Here is a 19,997-nt window from a genome sequence, read left to right as displayed (position 1 = left end):
TTCATCGACGCCGACGGCCAACGTCAGGGGCCCCATTCAAGATCGACAGGTCCGTGAGCTGTCGATGAGGACGCCTCACAAAAGGAACTTCAACTCCCGTGGCACCATGCCGGCCTGTCGGAGCGGATGATCTTCGCTCCGGAGGTGGATGTCGCCGAGATCCTCCAGGGAGGGCAAATTCGAGGCCTGTCTGAGACGGCCCGCGAGTCGGAACTCAATGTTGGGCTGTGCGGCTGCCTTTGCCCAGTCGACCCGGTCAACGACTGCACGGATAGCGCCAACGTCGCCGACCCGTAACGCCGCCCCGATCACCGTGTCTATGACGGTGAGCTGTCGGTCGACAGGGACGCTCGGCAACACATTATCTATTTCGGCTAGCGCCTGTTCGTACCTCGCGGCTCTGACCGGAGAAAAGGATCTCCGCTGGCGAGAACGAGCGATCGCCATGCTCTCGGCGTGAAGACGGTAGCGCTGGGCGCCGAGCCGCATCTGGTCGGGCGCCTCATCGTTGATCGCATCGAGCAGTTCGCGCGCGACCGCTATATCGCCGGCGACGGCAGCCAGGGCGGCTGATCTGATCTGGAGATCGGCATTGATGATCTGATAGTCACCGATTTCGCGGTCGACCCCGGAGAACTCCGCATCCGCGGCTTCCAACTCGTCACGGGCTGCATCGAGAAAGCCGTGGAGTTGCAACACGTGAGCCCGAGTTTTCCGCCCGTTCGCCGCGATGCGTCTCGCGCGTGCGTCGTCCGCCGTTGCCTCTCGGATCCAGGTGGACGTCCAGGTCAGTGCCATTAACGATTCGGCGTCTCGGTAGATGTTCACCCCAACTTCGAGGAGCCATCCTCGTAGGTCGGGGCCGACGGAGGCGGGGTCGGGTGCGATTGATAGCGCATGATCGAGCAGCAACGGAAGCGCCGCGAACTCGCCAATGCGCCATGCGTGCTCCAGCTGTCCAACCGCCTGTGCCGGCTCGCTCTCGAGCGTGGACCGGACAAGCACGAGGTCGCGCCGGGTGCTCCCCAGTGACACCTTGGGCGAGAGTGGGAGCGTCCGACGAGCTCGATCTCGCACACGCGCGCGCGTCGTACGATCACTGCCGATGGGACGGATCCGGACGTATGCCGGAAGACCTGCCAGATCGGCCGCCGCAAGGTAGAAGCCGTCGGCCTCGTCGACCAAACCGCACACGCGGGCGTCGGCGGACTGGACCAGTCCAGCTATGACTCTTTCTCGTGGAGTGATCGGTCGAGGGCGCTCGAATCCGTGAACCGAGACGTGCGCCGCGATGGCGTCGTCCAGAGCGGCGAGACGCCGGTGCAAGTCCCGCGGTTGTACGCCAAGGGAGGAAGCGATGGTGACCCGGGAAACCTTTCGGCCCTCAATAGCTGCGCTGCGGGCCCATGTGATCGCGACTCGAGCATCGCAACTCTCCTCACGAATCATGCGACTAAGCGTCGCCGTCAGACTGTGCGCACACGCCACTGGATCGGCGTTCCAAACGCGGCGCACAAACTCTGGCGGTTCCGTGCGAAAGTTTGCCGAGATGTTGAATCGCTCCCAAAGCCACCGGCGCATCGTTTTGACTTCGGACGACCCGATCATCAGCCTCGTGGGCACCCCGGGATTGGGGGAACGCACCGATGACGCCGGTTTCTGCAACGGAAGCTCTCCTTGCGTGACCTCGGATCGCCGATTTGGGTTCATGGTGTCTATGACGATGAATCAAGACCACGATGAAGATCTAGGAGAAGAACGGCTCCGCCGCGCTCGCTGGATCGCTGTGACCACTCGCATCCTCGCTAATGTCGCAACCTTGGCATGGCGGACCTACGAGTTCTTCACTTCGTAAGAAAAGCCCTGAACAGCATTTGCTGCCGCGCCCTTCGGTGAGGGGCGCGGCATTTCTACGTCGAGAGCTCGCTCAATGGCCCGCATAAGCTCTTCTGCCGTTCGCTCGAGCGTGAACGTCGAGGCATGAGAAACGGCGGATACCGACCGTTGTTGGAGGTCGGACGGGTCGGTGAGAAGCTCAGCGACCCGCGCGGCGATCGCCTCTGCTTTATTGGCAGCGTGCACGATCTCGGTTCCACAGATTTCGTCGATGGCGGTCCCCGGCTGAGCGATGACCGCACACCCATTCGCGAGGCCTTCGAGAGCTGGGAGCCCGAACCCCTCCGCCGTCGACGGAGCACACAAGATCTTCGACGCTCGGTAAAGCTCACCAAGGTGAAGGTCATCGATCGAGCGGTGAAACTTCAGCCAACCGTCTCTGTGGGCGTGCTCGATTCGCTGAATTACCTGGACCCCGTAGTCGTGAAAGAGGGCACTCGGCGAGCCAACGATGCAGGCGCGGAAATTCGCTGTTGTGGCCGCCAGAGAACTCCAAGCTTCAAGCAGCGTCAGCTGATTCTTGCGTGGTTCAAACTTGCTGACATGGATGACGTCGTTCTCACGATCGGTCATCGCGGGGACCGATGCGCCGACCAAGGTCGGGTCGGGTGCCAGCGGCAACACATCAATCTTCCCGACCGTCTCCGGAAAGTGCCTTTCGAGGCTTGACCGCGAGGTCGCGGATACCGTCAGAACCACCGCTGCGTTCTTGACCGCAAGCTCGTAGTAAGCGCGGTAGAGGCTCTCGGCCCAACGATCCTCCTCGAGCGGAATGGCGCCCAGTAGCGCGGCACTTACAGCACGCAAAGCATCGATGCCATATGCGCGTCCCGCATCCGACGCGCGGGGCAACTGGGCTCCAGGTTCCAGGGGAAACGTGTCGTGGAGGATGCGCACTTGGGGACAGGTCGTCCAGGGCGAGTTGTAAAACTGGGGCGCCACGAAGCAGTCCACGTCGAGGCTGTCGAGTAGGGGTGACAAACCGTGAAGGTCTCGCAACGAGAGGAGCGGAGCACCGTATGGTACGAGCTCGCACGCGGGGTACTGACCGTGGAGTTCATCGACTGGGCCGAGCAGGACGAGCCGTATTGGCAATCGGCGGAGAGCCGTCGCCACCAGTCGCGTCACGCGGGCAACTCCATTGTCCCGCTGGCGGCGTGCATCGAGGGCGACCCTGATCATGGCGACAATTTCGCAGAGGGAATAGGGCCAGGGACAAAGGTCATCAATCGCTCCAACTATGGGCGGGGCAAGACTCAAGGGCCTCTGCTCCCGGATAGCCGGGTCTGGTCCTTAGCCAAACACTGGAGGTTTGACTCATCTTCGCGCAGCAACGCCGCTCGCCAAACGTTGTTATGCCAGGGCAGCGGCGATGACCGTGTTACCTACTACGGGGCGCAGGACGCCGTCTGACAGGTGTGGATCGGCCATGGCCCGCTCGGCTGGTGGGTGTCTATCCAATCCTGCGTTACATGACATCCGCCCATGGCCGGATCCCAGTAGGACCCAGGGTTGCAGTCGCACCTCCAGTTATGAGTCACCGGTGAACCTGTGCACCCGGCCTGGGCGACCCCGATAGCAAACGGTGTGGATAACCCGAACGTCATCCCGGCAAGGCCCGCCACGAGGAGCTTCTTCGCCATCGCTAGTCCTCCCTCCGGCCTGAGCCTCCGGCACGAGCCACTAATTGCAACGGTTGAAAGGCGCCCTGGAATCGCATGGGAACTTACTGTCGAGCCGTGGGCTGGTCTGCGAACCTGAATTGATCTCGGTCATCGTTTCGGCAGTCCGCACTGATTGAAGGGCCACGACGGGTCTTGCCAGTTCGGTGAGGTGTGCGTCGGGTCGATGCCGTTGGGGCACGGATTTGGCACCGGTCGGGCGCCGGTGATCGGGCTTTGCGGCATATCGGCCGGCCCACCCGAACTACAATCAGCGACCTGCCCTGTCGCGGTGTACGTGCAGTGAATCGGCGCGGGTGTGTCCGGGTAGCCAGTGAACGGTGTCTGCCCGGGGCCTGGTGCACCCCCAGGCCCGGTGCACACCTCACGCCAGTGATACGCGGGCGAGTAGCAGTCGGCGTTTGCTGCGGGAGCGAAGAAACCAGCCACCGGTAGCACAGCTGCGGCGGTGAGCGCCGCTACGAGCAGTTTCATTCTTGGCCTTACTTCTCGGGGGCAGCTAAATGAATGCGCTTGCGGTTCGAGGAATAGCAACGGCCTCTGGGTCAGTTCCACAATCCCGGGCAAAATCGAGGGTCCACACTGTTGCACGGTGGGTAGTGTCCGTTGGGCGGCGGCGGTGGCTCTGGTGGATAGCACCCCATTTGGTACGGCCAGGTGTAGGAGGGTCTGGCCACCCAATTCGCAGGGCATCCCTGCGGGGCAAGGGGCACCGGCGCTCCTACCGACGCCACTGCGAAAGTTAACGCGGCGATGGTGTTTAGCATCATTGCCCCTTCGTTCTTTCCGGGTCGCAGTGACCGGGAGGAGCGATAGCCGGAATATCCAGAATTGGGATGTTAGCAGGAGCGCCGTCCGCTGACGAGGTGGAAAAGTCCACCTATTCCGCGCAATACCAGCAACTTTGCGCTTTGCTGCGTTATTTGCGCCGGACGCTGGACTCACCCAGGTCGACGTCGCCGAGCGGCTAGACGTACCTCAATCGTTCGTCAGCTGTACCAGTCCGGCGAACGCCGACTGGATGTCATCGAGCTCCGCCACGTCGCCGCGGCCATTGGGACGACGCTCGAGGCCGTGTTGGAACGCCTGGACGAGGCCCGCCACGCCGCCTCTTAATCATCGGCTCGAATCAGCGGGGGCCAGGGATTTCGAGCCCAGTCAGACGAAAGAAGGCGTCCCAAGATGCGCTTCGGCCCGGCGGCCATTCTTGTTGCCACACCTTCAAAGGAACGTCGGCGAGCGGGTCGAACCGGCTGGCCAACCTCCCGTACTCCCGTGTCTCCCACTCCCGCAGGCGGTTGTCGCCCCGCGCGAACGCCAGGAGCCGGGCGATCTGCGCATCCCGGACTTCGGGCGGACTACCGCCGCGGACGCCGATCCCATTCATCAGGCTGTGCCGTCCGAGCGCGAACGGGAGGGCGCCACATTTCGACCCCAGTGCTGCGTTGACGGCACGGCAGTCGGCGCAGGCAAGCCAGGACCAGCGAGACGTGCCGCCAGCCGTGGCTCGGAAGCAGATGATGCACAGGTCGTAGTCGCGCGAGACGTCGCATCCCTCCCAGTTCTCGGGGGCGTCCTCGTCTTGGCACGACTGCCACCTCACCGGCAAGTGCGGATACGCCGGGTTTCTTAGCTGCCGCGGACCCCGTAGCCCTCCGCACGGAATGTGCACCGACAACTCGGTGATCCGTTCGCGCAGCGCCGCGTCGGTAGCGCTCAGTTTTCGCTCAGTCATTCTTCGCCATTCCTGGCGACGCCACCCTCGGGCGTCCACCACTTGCACGCTTCGCGCACCGGCTCTTCCCCTGGGGCACCGTGCGGTGGATGCGCGGTTGCCGGGACAGCGGGCCAGGTACCCGTACAGCCGTCCGCTCTTGAGCGATTCCAGTATGAAGTAGCACCCCGACATGTTCAACGAAAGCGCCCTCAGGCCCTTTCCTCCGCTACCTCGCGAGCACCCCGAGCTCGCCGATCCCGCTCGGGCGCATTGGCTGGCCAAGTCCCCCGGAAGGTGAATTGACCACTGGATTTAAAACATTAACCTTGTCGCCAGCGCGAAAGGGGTGGCGATGCGGTCGATACGAGATGTATCAGCGTGTCGTCCGGCCAGTCGCCAGCTCTGGCACTCTGCTCGGGCCTGGCTTGATCGAAACTCCCTGCCGATTCCATGCACCTCAAGTACATAAGCATCCCGGCGTTGATCGCCTTCGCAGGCGGTGACCCCTGGGCGATCAACCGGACCTTGCAAGCGGGCAGCCCGCTGCAGATTTCCAACCTGGCGAACGCTTTTCATGCCGCGGGTCGCTCCACAGCTGAAGCCGATACGACGTTCGCTCAAGCCCGCTCCCGCTTCGATGCCGCCTGGAACCATCAAGACGGCGATCATCCGATCAACTACTCCGCCGAAGTGCAGCGGGCGACCAAATCCCTTGGGAATCAGTCTGTTCAGCTGCCCAGAATTGGTGCAGACCTCGAGGAAATCGCCGCCTCCTTGGCCGCGGCGCAGAGAACCGCTGCCGGCCAGATCGGCACGCTGGAAGCGCAACTGAAGGGGCTCGACGTCATGATCGCCGAGGCCGTCGAGCTCGAAAACGAGCACCCAAACCTGAGCGCGGCCGACAGAGATGCCCTCGACGCCTACATCACCTCACTCGAGGACGACGCCATTCGCGACACGAAGGCTGCCCTCGGCCAACTGCAATCCACCCGCGACGGCTACTCAAACACCCTGCAGACCGCACTGGGAACGCTAAAGGGTGACGGATACGACCCCGCGGGGATTCGGGCGCAAGAGGGCCCACTGTCGCCAGCCCCACAGCTGCCGGACGACCCCAACCGGTTTGCGCAAGTGTGGAACTCGCTCACGCCCGAACAGAAAGACGCGGAATACGCCCGCGATCACTTCATCGGCAACCACGGGGGCATGCCGTTCACCGACCGTGACCACTACAACAGAATCCATCTCGACGAACTGCAGACCGCCAACAACGCCGACCTCGACCGCCTACGTGCTCAGCACCCGGATTGGGCCAACGGGAAGATGCCCTTCCTGAAGACCAATGAATACCTGAACTGGCGACGGCAATGGGACGCCGCCAATCGTGCCCGCGACGGATATTCGAAGGTGAAAGACTCGCTCGGCCCGCCACCGGACAAGGTGGCGCCTGGCAAGCTTCCGAGGTACCTCGGCGTCATCGACGACAAGGGCCACGCCGCGGTCTCCATCAACAACCCGGACACGGCAAAACGCGACGCCACCTTCGTCCCTGGCACCGGCCAAGACCTGACGCGCTTTGATGCCAGCGCCCTGAAATCCGAGCGCATGTTGTCGGCCACGCTCGCTGCCGACAAGAGCCTCCGTCCCCAGGACGTTTCAGTGACGACGTGGATGGGCTACGACCGGCCAATGAGCCTCGTCGACGCGGCGTCGACCAGCTACGCCTACAACGGGGCCGCCGCGCTCGACGACTTCCAAGCCGGATTGCGCGCCTCCCACAACGACGCGCTCGCCGGCGGCCCCTCATTGAACACCGTCATCGGGCACAGCTACGGCTCCACCGAAGTAGGCGCTGCGGCGCTTGGCGGCCGCCACCTCGACGCCAACAACGTCGTCGCGGTGGGCAGCCCCGGGGTACTGGCCGGACATGCCAGCGACCTCAACCTCGATCCCGGTGCGCACGTCTTCGCGACCCGCGCCCAAAACGACGTCATCGGCGTGGTCACCGGCATGACACTGGGCCCCGACCCGATGAGCTCGAAGTTCGGAGGCATCCCGTTTGAAGCAGCGCCCGGACCGGGCTGGCCCTTCGGACTGCCGACGGTAGCCGCCCATAGCAGCTACTGGGACACCGGCAACCCGGCGCTCGACAACATGGGCCGTATCATCGCCGGAAGAGTCGACGTCACCCCGCCCACCTTCACCCCCTGATCACCGCGATGAAGCCGACGATCCGCGCCCTGGTTTGCTTGTTCGCAATCTCGCTCACGATAGGGCTTTTGGCTGCTTGCTCATCGGGATCGTCGCCCTCGGCCAAAAAACAATCCGCGTCGGGTGCGCCGTCTGGTGCAACACTAATCCCAGGAGGTCCGATGGAATCGACACCAGCCGTTCCCTCACCGAAAATACCTGCGAGTCAAGAAGAAGCGCAGAACACGGTGATCCACTACATCCAGCAGACCGTCGACGCCCTCCCCCCGGGGACCAAAGTTGACGGAAGCCGCTACGCGGGTACCGGGTCGGGAATCGCCTATTGCGAAGACGAGCCCAAAGACCAAAATTCTCCCGTCAACTACGCCTACTGGGGTGACCTGAATCTTCCACCGGGTACTGACAGCAACGCCATTTTCGGTCAAATCGAAGGCATTTGGAAAGGCTGGGGTTGGCAGGTCCTTGAGCGGCAAGGCTTCGAGAAGCCCAACAGATTCGGCTACGCCCCAGACGGCTATGTCATGCAAATCAAGTCCGCGTATCCGCCCGGCTCACCCCCGACGATCATCGGGACATCGCCATGCTTCCCGGGCAGCCTCCGAAAGGAGGGGATCCCGGTACCCGCTGAGATAGCCCAAACCTCTGCGGTCAGATGAACCACAAAACCGGGATGCGGGATGCCTCCCCTTAGGATTAGTGAACCGAAAATGACCAGTGCCGTATAACAATGCGCTTTCGGCATGTAGTTTCGGCGCAGCCGGTCGTGGCCAACGCAACTGCCGAGAGCGGACCTCCACCCCCCCGTTCCGCAATCGGTCAATTTCGACACAAAAAGCCCATCTCGGCGCCTGCGCGACACCATGATCTCGGACGCGGTTGGTCAGGGTCCGGTGTGGGTGTACGGGGCCCAGATGCTGGGTTGTTGGCGGTGGCGCGCGCGTAGGTCGCACGTGGCGTGGTGCAGGGCGGCGGCGGCTTGGTTCACGGTGGTCTCGGTGATCGTGGTGTAGAAGTTTTTGGCCAGCCCGACGGTGTCGAGGTCACTGATTGGCCACAGTGAGGCGATGACGTGCCGATATCCGGCGAGTTGGCACGCCGCGGCCAGATGGATCGGCTCGTCGGGCAGCGTCGCCCCCGTGCGCGCGGTGGTGCAGGCCGATAGGAATGCCAGCTCGGCGTGCGGCAGTTTCAATTCGGAGAGGTCTTGCACCGACAGCGGCCGATCGTGGTAGTCGCCCAGCAGCAGAAAGCTGGCCGAAGGATTTTTGAGATCGCTTAGAGCATGGCAGGCAAAGTGCGCCCACCCGTGCAGGGGCAAGGCGGTCATGACGGTCTCGAAGATGGCCTTATCAGTGTCACGCAGCCCGAGCGCGTCGACCCGATCGGGCAGAAGCTCTCGTAAGGTTTGAGCTTCCCTCTGGGCGCCCGGCAACGGGTCCTGCCCGTCTGTAGTGGGCATGGCCACCACCAGCACACGTGGGTCGGTCTGCGTCTCGGGGTGGCGGGCCTGCAACAGTGCGCGCACGGTGGGAATCGTCGTCGAGATAACGCGGTCAATCACCGCCGCCGCACCGCTCGAGTCTGCCGGTTGATCATGGTGTCCGGCAGCATGAATCGGCAGTAGCGCAAGGGGACCTGAGGGGCACCACCACACCCGCGGCAACCCCGTAGGCCCATCCGAGGCGTTGTAGCCAAGGCGATCGAGCACGGGAGCGGTGATCTGATCACTGAGCCATCCCAGTACCTGGCTCAACTTCGTGTCCGCGTTCGCCCCTGCGTCCGCGAAGGCGGCAGGGCCGGCGTGCCGGCTCTTGGACAGGACGTCGAGCGCCTCGAGGAACGTGTCGAGCTGCGTGGCCGCGGAGTCGGGGCTCACATCGGGCAACTCCACCAGTTCCACCGCTCCCGACGGGGTGAGGATGAGCGCATCGCTGCGCAATGCCGCGCAGTTGATCAGCACCACCGGGCCCTCGGCGGCAGCCTGCAGCAGATCCTTGACCGGGCGCGGCCGCAAGAACTGCTCGCAGTCGGGCAGTGCGCGGATCTCACCCACCACCCGCTCGAACTGGGCGGCCGCATCTCGGCGGCCATCGGCAGCCAATCGTGCCGCCGTTGCCGCGTCGACCCCGCTGGCGGGTGGCGAGTCAAGTTGATCGAGCACATCGCGCCAGTGAATGAACTTTGCCACCAGGTCGGGGCGCTTCGACTTCTGCTCCAGGTCGCTCAGATCTGAGCGGGTGTCCAGCAATTGGGAGAACAGCACCGCGCGCCCCTGCTCAAACAGCTCAACGGCGCGGTCGCGTTGGTCGGCCCACAGACAGGCCGCCGCCGCTTCCGAAGCCAAATCTGCTAGCCCGCGTAACTGGTACTCCTGATCGATGCGCTGTAACGAGCGTGGGACGACGAGTGCCATCAACTCCACGGCCGTGCCGAAAGCTTCAACGGCCTGGTTTTTGTCCTCCGCTTGCACGGCCGCGGCGCCCCATTGTTGGGCGGCAAGGGCCCGCTCGTCAGCCGGCGCGGACGGCGTCGTTGCCGCCGCCCGGAATTTGTCCAATGCCTCGTCGAGATCCGCTTTATGTCCTGCGTGCTCAAATCGCTGCTGCAACGACAGGCCGAACTCGTATGACGCCGCAGGCAGGTCAGGGTCATCGACCGGCAGTGAATCGAGGGCCTCGCGGCCTTGCGTGATCGCCTCTTCGAGATCGACCGGGTTCCCAGTGTGAGCGAACCGTGTCCGCAGCGCGGTCCCAAAGATGACCTGCATCATAGGTCGGTTAGCGTTGTCGGCGGAGGTGCCTGCCAGAACCGTCTCGCATATGCCGATCGCCTCGTCGAGATCGGCATCCTGTTCTTTGAGCGTGAAACGACTGTCGAGCGCGCCAACGAGATTGAACAGGCGCCGGCGCCGGTTGGGGTCCTGGGGCGGGCTGGCGTCGACGGCTTGGCGGTAGTTGGCGATTGCCGCATCGAGATCGGCCGGGTCGTCGTAGCGAGCGAATCGCCTCAGCAGCGCACTCCCAAGGTTGGCCTGGCGCCCAGGCCGGTTGCGGTTGTTGGGCGGTACGCCATCGAGCGCCTCGCCGCATAGAGTGATCGCATCGTCGAGATAGGCTCGTGTCCCGGTTCGCTCGAACCTCAGCTGCAGGGCAGCGCCCAGGTTCGCTTGGATGCTGGAGCGGCCGAGGTCGGTGGTGGGGATTTCCGTGAGCGCGTCACGACCAATGTTGATCGCCTCGTCCAGATCGGCCGGGGTCTTGAAGCGGGCGGACCGCTTGAGCAGGCCAGCCACAAGATTGCCCACCAAGGCCGGCCAGTCGGGGTCACGCGGACTCGAGGCGGTGAGGGCTTTGCGGCCAACGGTGATCGCCTCGTCCAGATCGGCCCGGGAACCAGCTTGCTGGAACCGGGCCTGCAGCGCACCCCCGAGGTCTGTCAGGATTGCCGGTCGGGCGTCGTGCCCGGCCTCGGCGGCATCGAGCGCCTCGCGGTCAACGGTGATGGCCTCGTCGATGTCAGCCCTTACTCCGGATTGCTCAAACCGGATCCGCAACGCCGCACCGAGGTTCATCAAGATCGTGGGACGCTGGGGTGTGGTGATCGAGATTTCCTCGCGCGCCTGACGGCCGGTGGTGATCGCCTCGTCCAGAGCGGCGGCGTCCCCGGTGGGTGTGAAACGCCGGCGGAGGGCGCTACCGAAGTTGACGAAGATCGACGGACGGTTCGGGTGACCGACCGGGGTGACGTCGAGAGCCTCCCGGCCGGCTGTGATGGCCTCGTCGAGGTCGGCCGGTGTGCGGTTGATCTCGAAACGCGTTCCCAGGGATCCCGCGAGGCGGCTCACCACCTGCATGTGCAGCCGCGGCTTGTCCGCTGTCGCACCAACTGCCTCTCGGTCAACCACGATCGCGTCGTCCAGATCGGCCGGTACCGCGGTGAGCGCGAAACGCTCCAGCAATGCGCTTCCCTGATTGATCAGGGTCGTGGCGCGGTCTTGCCCCGCGTTCCCGGCGCTATCGAGCAGCTCGCGGCCAAGGCTGATCGCCTCGTCGAGATCCGCTACGGCCTCATGATCAGCGGGTGTGTCGGAGCGCTCCCACCGCCTCAGCAGGGCGCGCAGGAGTGCAGCCTTGATGCCGAGTTCGTCAGCGGGATCGATTTCGGTCGCGCCGAGTGCCTCACGGTAGAGGGTGATGGCCTCGTCAAGGTCGGCCAGCGGGAGGCGGGTGAAACGAGCTTGCAGTGCGTCCCCCAAGGTGGAGACGATCTCATGTCGGTCCGGCTGGCCAGGCGGGATGAGGTCGAGCGCACGACGCAGGCTCTTGATTGCCGTCTCTAGATCCCCTAGCCCCTGGCTGCATTTGTAGTGCTTCCACAGGCCCTTGCTGAAACCGACCAAGCTGGGCTGCCAGTCGGGATCACCGGGCGCCGCGCCGCTGAAGGCCTGGAAGTAGTTGTTGATCGCATCATCGAGATCAGGCACACGGTGGAACATCTCGAACAGCTCCATCTGCAGATCCGCGGCCGCGCGCAGGACTGCAGGGTCAGGCTCACTCATCGGGGCCAAGTGTCCGAGGGAACAGGGCGCGTCAGCTGTGCCCACCTTTGTATGGCCTGCTGACCTTCCGGCGTGGCGTAATACTGGAAGTGGTCACACGGAAGGGTCTCGGCGGTCAGCAGGGGGTAAGCATGATCGCGCAGCCCCAGCATGCTCGTGAGGCCGATCGCGATGTCGTTATCGTCGCCGAAGAGTTCGTAGAGCCCTTTGTCGAAAATCTTTGTCGCGAGCCGCTTTACGCGGTTTGGCTCAGCCTCGTTCTGCAGATTTTTTCCGGCCAACACCAGATAGGGAACATTGGACGGCGCCTCGAGCCTGTTAAGTTTTGTCGTGAGCGGAGAGTCGACAGCCAAGTCGGCGAGCGCGACGCCTTGCTCGTAGAGATACTTCAGCGGCCAGTTCAGGGAACCTAGGAGCGGAATCACCGAGGCCCGGTTGAGCAAGTGAGTGACCAGGAACGCCAACATGCGGCCGGTCGTGGCCAGCGTGGAACCGTGGTTGGGCGGACCGGCGAGGACAGCGCGGTCGATAAAAGCGTGTCCACCCGACAGTTCGATCAGGCACCGAGCCACCAGGGTGCCCAAGCTGTGCGCATAGATATCGACCGTAATGTCGTCGTCGGGGCCAAAGCCGCACTGCCGTCGCAGTGCGAGCGCCAACTGCTCGCCGCTATGTTCGGCGCCGGTGCCGAACGACTCGTAATCCCAAGTTAAAAAGTGGTCGTACCGCGCTACCCGCGCGCGCAGGAACTGCGCGGGCCCCTGGATCATCCAGCGTGTGTCCGACACCAGCCCGTGGATGAACAGCGCAACCCGTTGCCCGCGGCGTATCTGCCCAGGCTCTGCGGGGTGGTAGATCACCTGATTGTCTTCGAGATCCGCGCGCCTCAACGCGAGTTCGGGAGTATGCCGGCCCAGCTTCTTGTAGATGAATAGGCGGAGGGTGCGGCCAAGCCCCCGGGTGGTCGGGCGGCGGCCGCCGTCTGTGAGGGTGGTGACCGGCGTCGGCAGCGAGACCACGTTCACGACGCTGTCCTCGCCGCCGTAGCCGGCGAGAAGGTAGTCCTCGCCGTCGAAGATGACCGGCCACATGTCCGTGGCGCCGTGCAGCTCTGCCGGGGGCAGCTCGATACGCAACGGATTGTCCGCTGAGATCCCGCGACGCGCCGCATCGTCAATGTCAAGTCCCAGGATCAGTCCCGTGGGGCCCAGGCCACGTGTTCCCGGCCTTCCCGTCAGTCGGAAGGTGTCTGGGCAGCACGCCAGGCCTGGGGGTGGACGCAGGTCGGTGTCGGCGAGCTCGCCACGGGTGGCCGATCCCAGCGTGGTGACCGTGACGGAGCCGGTGAACCCTTCAGGCTTGATCAGGGTCAGACCATCGGCCAACGCAACACGATCGGCCCGCGGCGACAGCTCGATCGTGCGGTACTTGCGGATGGTGTTGATGGCCAGCTGCGCCACCGTCCAATCCTGTTCGTCCACGGGCGTGTATGGGGAGGCGAAGCGTGTCTGCTGGCCGAAGGTGACCGCGTCGATCAACTTCTCAATCGCCGATCGCGGCCCCCGGTCTGCCGCGCGCACGGGTGCCGGAACGGTCAGTGCGTCCTGGGCGAGCATCCCGAGATCGCTGGGTTGAGTCGTCACGATGGCTTTGACGTAGTCGCGGGAGGCGTCCCAGCCCTCGGGCAGCGTCAGTTCCAGTTGCGTTGTCTTGTTCGCGAGGCCGACCGGAAACGGCTCACTCTGACCGGGCGCAAAGGTGTCCGGTTGACCGACCCCCGGGTAGAGCCGCTTGATGCTGTAGTCCGGGCTCAGCGTGAACACGTGGGGGTACACATCGACGTCAGAGTCGTTGTACACGTCGACGACCCACAGGTTGCGCGAGCTGTCGCGCGGATCGAAGTAGACCGACAGCTCACCACCGGGCCCGATCGCCTCAGCCGGCAGACTCTCCGCGCGGCGCCCGTCAGGAAGGTAGCGGCGCAGCCCCAGTCTGACCTTTCCGTTGAGCGTGGAGCCGGTGTTGTTGCTCAGGTTCAGCACAGCGCGGAAACGTACGATGCTCTCCAGCGCCCTCCGCGCACTGAGAATCGGGTCACCTTGCGCCCCAGCGGGAGTAATAGCGAACGGCTCCACCAATGGGGTCTCGATGTCGGCGTCGCCGTATATGCCGAGCGTCTGATTGTGTGCCACCACGACAAGGTCGGCAGGGGCACCCGGGTCGTCCTCGATCCGCAGATAGGGCGAGAGGGGGTCACCGGCGATCTCGGCGCGCAGCCTGTCGAGCGCGTCGCGGTGAACTTCGTCGCCGGCGAGCCGCACGGCTAGGCGCAGCCCGGTATCGGACTGCTCGGTGATTAGCGCCCGGGCGCCGGCGATGATGGGCTGCGTCGCCTGCCCGTTGAGCGTCGCCTCGGCGGTGGTCGCAGTCACCGACACAACGCCGACCGTGACCAGCGGGTTCTGCTGGATCTCCGACTTGGTGCGCACCTCGGGCGGATAGATCGCCAACTGCGTTCCGGGGTGCAGGCCATGAACCAGACCGGCGGCGAGCTGCACGGCGGCCCCGTCCGGGCTGACCGCGTGCACCGAGATGAGGGGGTCGCGCTCAACCCGGACACCGCTGAAGATGACGCGATCGCGATCGCCCTCGCACTGCGGCATCTGACTTCGATACTCTGCGTTCACCAGCGGTGCGACGCGGTCGTAGAGCTCGCTGTAGGTGGCACCCTCCGGCAGCTGCCGCCACGTTGTGAGAGTGAAGAAGGTCAGCGCACCGTGCCAGGCGGCGGAGTCTTCGACACTGCCGTAGTACTCGTAGGACAGTTCCTCGTCCCGGCAGCCCGCCAAAAGCACGTACGGCAACCGGTTTGCTTCCCCCGCGGACAACCCTGCCGATCGAGGATCTCCCCCCCTTGGCCCGACCAGATCGGCATCTAGACCGGCAGGCGGCATGCGAGTGTCGGCCGGCACGCGACGTACACGCGCAGCTGAATCGCTCTGCGGAGCACGCGTGCCCGAGCCCGAGTGACAGCAATCCAGGATGACCGTGATGTGATCGCCTTTGGCAGAGGCCAGTCGGTCAAGCAGGCAAGCCAGCTCCTTGTCGGTGATGTCGTACCCGTCAGCGAGGCGGCTGTCATAGGGGACGAGTGTCTCGTTAAGCCCGTCGGGTTCGTAGTCCTCGGGGCGCGCCGGGCTCTGTGAGCCGTGCCCGCTGTAGTGGAACAAGATCTGATCACCGCGCCGGATATCGGGGTTGTTGATCAGGTGGTCAGCGAAGGCCTCCAGCATGCCTCTGCGGGTTGCTTGCGCGTTGACCAGCAATCGGATCCGCTTGTCAGGAACGGCGTAGCGGTTCATCAACAGGATCTGCATCGCTTCGACGTCGTTGACGCAACCCTGCAGGCCATTGACCGCCTCATAGGTGTCGATCCCCACGAGCAAAGCGAAAAGTCTTGTGTCTGCCTTTGCCTCGTTGGGCATCATGGCGTCCCTTCTCACAAGCACGCGTGTAACCGAAAGACCGTCCTGTGACTGCGGTCACACGGTGATCCTCGACGAAACTGGGAGCGCTGTCTACCCGGCCTACAAGCTGACCGGCGACTTCCCAGACCTCCTGTCGTCGCCGTCATCAGCTCCATGGGGCTCGGCCCCATCGCCTCTTAGCTCTGTACTGTTGACCACGGCCAAGAGATTCGCCCGCACGCCTCCGACGTGGGCGGACGGCAACCGCGCCACCCGGCACGGTGCCCTTCGGAGAAGGCCGGGGCTGGTAGCTGGCGCTGCCGGTCAAGACGGGAGCACCAACCATGGAAGAAGAGCCGTACCGCCATTACTGGCGCGTGCTGTACCCCCGATTCGCCGACCCCGGTTCGACGGCGCACTGGTACGGGAAGTGGAAGACGACCGAGATGTGCATGGGCCTGTTCGCCGAACGGCAGCAGGCCCGGCACGAGTGGATCGCAACCGGCCCGCGTCGTGGACGCGATGAATCGCACGTGACCACGGTCGTCACGCACCACGCGTCGCCGGTGCGGTCGTTGACCGTGCGGATCTGCCTGACTTGCCTCTGGGTTTCGCGGGATCTCAACGCGAAGCACCCCCCTTGAGGCAACAGTTGGCTCCTGAGCATGGTGCACCGACAGGGTCGCAGGACGCGGGTTTGGCTAAGTACCACTTGCTGGCCTTCCAGGGCGTGGTACTTGCTGGCCAGATATTTGAAAGAAGTTTGGTGGCCGAGCGCGCCTCCCGCTCGCAAAGCCCGAGGTCACGCAACCTAAACGCGGACCCTACACACCAATTGGCCCATTTGCCGGTGCCGAAAAGCGCCCGCGGGCTCGCACTTGTACTTGATTCTCTCTGTTCGCGGCTTTGACCTCGGCTCAAGACCTACGTGATTTTCCGGTCGGCCGGCCTTCGAGACGCTCTGGTCATAACTCTGGTCACGAGTGGGATTCCGCTTCGTTGAGCAGCACTTGCTGCTGTCCCGGCTGTTGGACGAGCTCCCTGACAACCAGTCTCATCGCCATCACCTCGGCGTGGTTCTGCCCCTGCATCACCCGGGCGAAGCGTGGTCGAACGCCCCAGTGGCCCCGGCGTCTGCGGGCGATTTTGGTCTGCTCGGGCTAGTGTGCAATGCCCCCATGGCCCGAACAGGCACCCTGTCGATGCGTCGCATGGCTGGTCGTGCCGTCACGGCAGGGAAGCTCTAGACCGCCTCCGTCTTGGCTGTGATCGGGGCCCGGCCGACACTGATTATCGACGTTCACGTAATCGCACGATGGCGACAGCGGTGCCGGAGCGGCCCACGTCATCCCCATCGTCAGCAGTGCTGCCACCGCTGTCGCGATTAGCCTCATCCCGCTTGTTATACGCCGGTCAGCAAGGTTACAAAGCGGAAACCATCTGCCTGTTCCTGGGACGGCTCGCCGGGAGTTAGGGGGTCAGGATTGGTCAACCCCAGGTGGAAGGATGTGATCGTGCCGAAGCCGAAGGTCGGGTTGCCGTATCGCATCGTCAAGCTCGCGACCGATATGTTCGCGCGCGACACCGGGTTCAGTGGCCCCGAGATTCACCAACTGTTCGCCGACTACACCGACGTGCTCGGTCCGTACACCATGGGTAGTGGCGGTCCTTCCCGCTGGGAACTGTTCCAAACAGGGCTCGATAGCCTCTCGGTCGATGACCAACGTCGCCTCCTGCTCGACCTCTGCACATACGACGGTCCAAGTAAGTACCCAAGGCCCTCAGATGAGCACATCGCCAAGTTGCGCGGCATGTTGCTCGAGGGGGCTGCGCCGGGCGCAATGGCCGCCTCGGACAGGCTCGACCAACTCGAGGACTGGGAAGCAGTCCGGCGGACGTGGGATTCCGCCCTGGCCAAGGTCGTCAGTGACCCCGAGGGTGCGATCACCGCGACGAGGACCACGCTGGAGAGCATCTGCAAACACATCTGTGAAGAGCGTGGCGCTCCGTACGACGACAGCGGCGAGCTCTCGAAGCTGTACAAGGCGGCTGCGGCGGCTATGGACATCGCACCGGATCAACATACCGAGCAAATCATCAAGCAGATTCTAAGTGGGGTAGGCACCGTCGTGAATGGGCTGGCGGCGATGCGCAACAGCCTCAGCGACTCCCACGGACGTGGCAAGGCTTCCGTCCGACCCGCACCTCGGCACGCGAAGCTGGCCGTCAATGCCGGCTTCGCCGTCGCGGGCTTTCTGATCGACACTCACGTCGAAAAACCAAAGCGGTCAGCGACGTAGCCTAAGGTGCGCTTTGCCCACTAGGTTCGGCGCGTTTGCAGGGTCGATCGGGTGACTGTCGGCCCAGCATCAAGGTACCCATACAGCGTGAGCTGCCCGAGATTGCTTCGGGTAGAGGCTGCCCGAGCCGCCGCGGAACGCAGAGCCGCACGAGATGCCCTGCGCCGAGGCGAGTGAGATGTTGGTGTTTCCGACGACGAGGCCCGCGATGATCGCGATGATGCCGAGCCGCAACACGAAGGGCCATCGGTTCTGTCGGTTCTCGTCGCTGAAATGACGTCGCCAGGTGCGGGTTGTCTCGGCGCACGTGACGCTGGGTTCGTGGCGGGATTATCCTTGGTGACGTCACGGTTGCCGACTGATGCCGACCCCTCATCGACGGCTGCGAGCACAGCAAGAACCACCGGAACGACGCGATTGCATGACCACCCTCGTTCGCTACAATCCACGCGGCATCGACATCGACCTCGCCGAACTGCCCGCCGGGCTTTACAACGAGATCGTCAGCCTGCATGGGCACATCGACCCGCCACCGGCGCCCGCCGTGCTCACCTGCCTGGGCAACGGTGAGCCAATGTACGTCTACCGACACCACACCGGCCGCTTCTATGCGAGGCATTACCCGGGCGGCAACTCTGATGGGCACTGTCACCGCATAACCACCATGTCCGACGAGCACCGCCGGCAGGCGGAATACACCTGCCGGGCCGCCGCCGAGGCCGGCCTGCCCGCGGTGCTGGAGAAGTCGACCGGGAACGGCACCCGCCTCGACGTCGCGGTTAGCGGGTTGCATGATGTTGGGTTTGAAGTTCAGCGCTCTCAGCTGTCACGAGCCCGGGCCAAGGTCCGCGCAATGAAGTCGTTTGAGGCGGGCTGGCCCACGGCGTGGGTAAGCGACACCGAACGCGACCCCGACTGGGCCGATCATGTTCCAACCGCCCGGCTGACCGTGCGAGGCTGGGACGTTATGCCGCCGGCCAACAGCGCCCGCGTGATCATCGGCAAGCTGATTCGCGAACGGGACGGCAGCCGCCCCTCGGGCTGGTGGTATCGCCGCGAGCCGACCGCGGTGCTGCTCGACGAATTGGCCGTCCTAATGCCCGCCGGCGAGATTGTCGCCGTCGCGACAGGTGCCAAAGGGCAAGTCAGCCTCGCCTACAAGGAGGCCATCGAGGTCATCGACTCGTGCGCTGGGCCTGGGGCGTCGCTTTGGAAACCGGACGGCTCGACACCACGGCAGCGGGAAATCGTGCAAGCTGTCACCCGCGAATGTACCGCGCACCCGACCGACCGCCCGGCAGTCGAGAAACGTGCACCGCTACTACCAGCGGCCCCCTCAGCCCAACCGCCACCGCGCCGCGTCCCCGAGCTGCCCGAACCAGAAGCGAGTTGCTCTACCTGCCATCAACCGCTTTGGGCACCGATCAGCCGCGACCGCGGCATCTGCGAGGCGTGCTGGCAAAGGGAACGTCGTGGGGCATAACCCTGCGTTGATCAAGTCGAGCGCGCTCGCCGTGCTCGGAGCGCAGGCATGACCAACGCCGGGCAGGGTGATGTGGATGCGCGTATCGAGGAAGCGGTCAACCGAATGCAGGCCGACCCAACGACGCTCTGGACGTCACTGGTCAATGAACTGGGCTTCGGGGTTTCCAACGAACAGCCCTTGCTGCTGTCCCGGCTGTGGGAAATCCTTCCGAACGAGCAGCGTCCCATCGCTATCGCCTATGCGTGGACAGGGTCGGACCCACCTGAGCAATGTCTGCCGACCCACGAGTGGCTGGCAATGTTCCGGGCTGTCGGCTATATCGAAGATTCTTTCGTGAGTTGGCCGCCGAGTTGGCCGCCCCCGCCGCCAGACTTCAAGCTCACGCTGTGGCGCGGCGGTGTAAAGAGAACCGGAATGTCGTGGACCGTCGACCGTGACCGGGCTGTGTGGTTTCAGCGTCGTCGGTATGACAGGCCCGACTGGAAGCCGGGCAAATTGTGGACCGTCACGGTCGGCGCTAGTCAGCTACTGGCCCACTTTCATGTCCTCCGTCCTGGTGAGGACGAGTACGTCGTCGACCCGGCAAACCTAGACCCCATAGAGGTTGCGCACGACGCCGAGGACAGCACGTAGTCCCCAGCGGGGCGGCTTCCACCATGTAGATGGGTTAGGTCATTCCC

At 64.1% G+C, this 19,997-nt stretch carries 14 protein-coding genes and 2 riboswitches; of the genes, 7 read left to right on the top strand and 7 right to left on the bottom strand.

Features of this window, described 5'->3' with window-relative positions; genetic code table 11:
- Nucleotides 1-75 precede the first annotated feature (75 nt).
- Both GPY60_RS00505 and GPY60_RS00500 read right to left on the bottom strand, forming a co-directional pair.
- Complete coding sequence (locus GPY60_RS00505) at nucleotides 76-1,035, bottom strand: hypothetical protein (RefSeq protein WP_231639199.1); 960 nt, start codon at nucleotides 1,033-1,035, stop codon at nucleotides 76-78.
- A 798-nt stretch (nucleotides 1,036-1,833) separates the two neighbouring features.
- Nucleotides 1,834-2,877, bottom strand: coding sequence for a glycosyltransferase (locus tag GPY60_RS00500; RefSeq protein WP_197283481.1), 1,044 nt, complete (start codon nucleotides 2,875-2,877; stop codon nucleotides 1,834-1,836).
- Nucleotides 2,878-2,946: 69 nt separating this feature from the next.
- Between GPY60_RS00500 and GPY60_RS26485 the strand changes: the two genes are divergently transcribed.
- Nucleotides 2,947-3,309, top strand: a complete 363-nt coding sequence (locus tag GPY60_RS26485) for a hypothetical protein (RefSeq protein ID WP_197283480.1) — start codon at nucleotides 2,947-2,949, stop codon at nucleotides 3,307-3,309.
- 1,247 nt (nucleotides 3,310-4,556) lie between these two features.
- On the opposite strand, the gene GPY60_RS27395 is transcribed toward GPY60_RS26485, so the two are convergent.
- Nucleotides 4,557-4,682, bottom strand: coding sequence for a hypothetical protein (locus GPY60_RS27395; RefSeq protein WP_255457193.1), 126 nt, complete (start codon nucleotides 4,680-4,682; stop codon nucleotides 4,557-4,559).
- Nucleotides 4,683-4,707: 25 nt separating this feature from the next.
- On the bottom strand, nucleotides 4,708-5,313 hold the full coding sequence (locus GPY60_RS00495; protein ID WP_156685606.1) for a hypothetical protein: 606 nt from the start codon (nucleotides 5,311-5,313) through the stop codon (nucleotides 4,708-4,710).
- A gap of 33 nt (nucleotides 5,314-5,346) precedes the next feature.
- A riboswitch (SAM riboswitch) is annotated at nucleotides 5,347-5,458 on the bottom strand.
- 287 nt (nucleotides 5,459-5,745) lie between these two features.
- Between GPY60_RS00495 and GPY60_RS00490 the strand changes: the two genes are divergently transcribed.
- Both GPY60_RS00490 and GPY60_RS00485 read left to right on the top strand, forming a co-directional pair.
- The gene (locus GPY60_RS00490) at nucleotides 5,746-7,506 is read left to right on the top strand and encodes a putative alpha/beta hydrolase (RefSeq protein ID WP_231639197.1); all 1,761 of its coding nucleotides are present in this window, start codon (nucleotides 5,746-5,748) and stop codon (nucleotides 7,504-7,506) included.
- Between the two features lie 161 nt (nucleotides 7,507-7,667).
- On the top strand, nucleotides 7,668-8,162 hold the full coding sequence (locus tag GPY60_RS00485; RefSeq protein ID WP_231639195.1) for a hypothetical protein: 495 nt from the start codon (nucleotides 7,668-7,670) through the stop codon (nucleotides 8,160-8,162).
- Nucleotides 8,163-8,386: 224 nt separating this feature from the next.
- Here GPY60_RS00485 and GPY60_RS00480 read toward each other — a convergent pair whose 3' ends face one another.
- Both GPY60_RS00480 and GPY60_RS00475 read right to left on the bottom strand, forming a co-directional pair.
- Complete coding sequence (locus GPY60_RS00480) at nucleotides 8,387-12,064, bottom strand: CHAT domain-containing tetratricopeptide repeat protein (RefSeq protein ID WP_156685605.1); 3,678 nt, start codon at nucleotides 12,062-12,064, stop codon at nucleotides 8,387-8,389.
- Nucleotides 12,061-15,504: a caspase family protein gene (locus tag GPY60_RS00475; protein ID WP_197283479.1), complete on the bottom strand. Its 3,444-nt coding sequence runs from the start codon at nucleotides 15,502-15,504 to the stop codon at nucleotides 12,061-12,063. Before GPY60_RS00475 ends, GPY60_RS00480 begins: the two co-directional genes overlap by 4 nt.
- 246 nt (nucleotides 15,505-15,750) lie before the next feature.
- Nucleotides 15,751-15,868, top strand: a riboswitch (SAM riboswitch).
- Between the two features lie 7 nt (nucleotides 15,869-15,875).
- On the opposite strand from GPY60_RS00475, the gene GPY60_RS00470 reads away from it, so the two are divergent.
- A complete protein-coding gene (locus tag GPY60_RS00470) occupies nucleotides 15,876-16,175 on the top strand; it encodes a hypothetical protein (RefSeq protein ID WP_156685603.1) in 300 nt (99 codons plus the stop codon).
- A gap of 516 nt (nucleotides 16,176-16,691) precedes the next feature.
- Here the strand turns inward: GPY60_RS00470 and GPY60_RS27650 are convergent.
- Nucleotides 16,692-16,925: a DUF3761 domain-containing protein gene (locus GPY60_RS27650; protein ID WP_156685602.1), complete on the bottom strand. Its 234-nt coding sequence runs from the start codon at nucleotides 16,923-16,925 to the stop codon at nucleotides 16,692-16,694.
- A gap of 120 nt (nucleotides 16,926-17,045) precedes the next feature.
- On the opposite strand from GPY60_RS27650, the gene GPY60_RS00460 reads away from it, so the two are divergent.
- The 3 genes from GPY60_RS00460 (at nucleotide 17,046) to GPY60_RS00450 (ending at nucleotide 19,950) form a co-directional block, all read left to right on the top strand.
- Nucleotides 17,046-17,831, top strand: coding sequence for an abortive infection family protein (locus GPY60_RS00460; RefSeq protein ID WP_231639193.1), 786 nt, complete (start codon nucleotides 17,046-17,048; stop codon nucleotides 17,829-17,831).
- A gap of 421 nt (nucleotides 17,832-18,252) precedes the next feature.
- A complete protein-coding gene (locus GPY60_RS00455; protein ID WP_156685601.1) occupies nucleotides 18,253-19,314 on the top strand; it encodes a hypothetical protein in 1,062 nt (353 codons plus the stop codon).
- 48 nt (nucleotides 19,315-19,362) lie between these two features.
- Nucleotides 19,363-19,950, top strand: a complete 588-nt coding sequence (locus GPY60_RS00450; RefSeq protein ID WP_156685600.1) for a hypothetical protein — start codon at nucleotides 19,363-19,365, stop codon at nucleotides 19,948-19,950.
- Nucleotides 19,951-19,997: the final 47 nt, after the last annotated feature.

Origin of the sequence: Mycobacterium sp. Marseille-P9652 (assembly GCF_902652685.1) — a bacterium.
Classification (GTDB): domain Bacteria; phylum Actinomycetota; class Actinomycetes; order Mycobacteriales; family Mycobacteriaceae; genus Mycobacterium.
The sequence above is the reverse complement of the archived record's forward strand: the minus strand, read 5'-3'. Positions and strand labels throughout refer to the sequence as shown.